General features: G+C 52.8%; 2 rRNA genes. Both read left to right on the forward strand.

The annotated features are described in order from the left end of the window. Positions 1–1,650, forward strand: a 23S ribosomal RNA gene (locus N825_RS35540); the annotation flags it as partial. A 98-nt stretch (positions 1,651–1,748) separates the two neighbouring features. Next, positions 1,749–1,864: ribosomal RNA gene (rrf, locus tag N825_RS35545) — 5S ribosomal RNA — on the forward strand. Positions 1,865–1,955 lie beyond the last annotated feature (91 nt).

Here is a 1,955-nt window from a genome sequence, read left to right on the forward strand (position 1 = left end):
ACATAAGTAACGATAAAGCGGGTGAAAAGCCCGCTCGCCGGAAGACCAAGGGTTCCTGTCCAACGTTAATCGGGGCAGGGTGAGTCGACCCCTAAGGCGAGGCTGAAAAGCGTAGTCGATGGGAAACAGGTTAATATTCCTGTACTTGGTGTTACTGCGAAGGGGGGACGGAGAAGGCTAGGCTAGCCGGGCGACGGTTGTCCCGGTTTAAGCGTGTAGGGGGTGTGACCTGGTAAATCCGGTTGCATATCAACCCTGAGGCGTGATGACGATGCACTACGGTGCAGAAGTAGTTGATGCCCTGCTTCCAGGAAAATCCTCTAAGCTCCAGGTAACATTAAATCGTACCCCAAACCGACACAGGTGGTCAGGTAGAGAATACCAAGGCGCTTGAGAGAACTCGGGTGAAGGAACTAGGCAAAATGGTGCCGTAACTTCGGGAGAAGGCACGCTGGCATGTAGGTGAAGTCCCTCGCGGATGGAGCTGAAGCCAGTCGAAGATACCAGCTGGCTGCAACTGTTTAATAAAAACACAGCACTGTGCAAACACGAAAGTGGACGTATACGGTGTGACGCCTGCCCGGTGCTGGAAGGTTAATTGATGGGGTCAGCCGCAAGGCGAAGCTCTTGATCGAAGCCCCAGTAAACGGCGGCCGTAACTATAACGGTCCTAAGGTAGCGAAATTCCTTGTCGGGTAAGTTCCGACCTGCACGAATGGCGTAATGATGGCCAGGCTGTCTCCACCCGAGACTCAGTGAAATTGAACTCGCTGTGAAGATGCAGTGTACCCGCGGCAAGACGGAAAGACCCCGTGAACCTTTACTATAGCTTGACACTGAACATTGAGCCTTGATGTGTAGGATAGGTGGGAGGCTTTGAAGCGTGGACGCCAGTCTGCGTGGAGCCATCCTTGAAATACCACCCTTTAATGTTTGATGTTCTAACTCGGCCCCGTAATCCGGGGTGAGGACAGTGTCTGGTGGGTAGTTTGACTGGGGCGGTCTCCTCCCAAAGAGTAACGGAGGAGCACGAAGGTTAGCTAATCACGGTCGGACATCGTGAGGTTAGTGCAAAGGCATAAGCTAGCTTGACTGCGAGAGTGACGGCTCGAGCAGGTACGAAAGTAGGTCTTAGTGATCCGGTGGTTCTGAATGGAAGGGCCATCGCTCAACGGATAAAAGGTACTCCGGGGATAACAGGCTGATACCGCCCAAGAGTTCATATCGACGGCGGTGTTTGGCACCTCGATGTCGGCTCATCACATCCTGGGGCTGAAGTAGGTCCCAAGGGTATGGCTGTTCGCCATTTAAAGTGGTACGCGAGCTGGGTTTAGAACGTCGTGAGACAGTTCGGTCCCTATCTGCCGTGGGCGTTGGAAGATTGAGAGGGGTTGCTCCTAGTACGAGAGGACCGGAGTGAACGCACCACTGGTGTTCGGGTTGTCATGCCAATGGCATTGCCCGGTAGCTAAGTGCGGAAAAGATAAGCGCTGAAAGCATCTAAGCGCGAAACTTGCCTCAAGATGAGTCTTCCCTGGACCTTTAAGGTCCCTGAAGGAACGTTTAAGACTAAGACGTTGATAGGCTGGGTGTGTAAGTGCAGCGATGCATTGAGCTAACCAGTACTAATGATCCGTGAGGCTTAACCTTACAACACCGAAGGTGTTTTTAGAGAGATTTTCAGCGAAGTTCCGAGATTGGTTCTGATGGCGACACGAGAGTGAAGCGGTTGGAATGAAACGAATTTGCCTGGCGGCAATAGCGCGGTGGTCCCACCTGACCCCATGCCGAACTCAGAAGTGAAACGCCGTAGCGCCGATGGTAGTGTGGGGTCTCCCCATGCGAGAGTAGGACACTGCCAGGCATCAAATAAAGCCGAAAGCCCTGAACTGACGTTCAGGGCTTTTTGCTATGTGCAATACGTAAAAAAGCGCAGCTACGCTGCGCCTTTCAAC

Origin of the sequence: Skermanella stibiiresistens SB22 (assembly GCF_000576635.1) — a bacterium.
GTDB classification, from domain to species: Bacteria; Pseudomonadota; Alphaproteobacteria; order Azospirillales; family Azospirillaceae; genus Skermanella; species Skermanella stibiiresistens.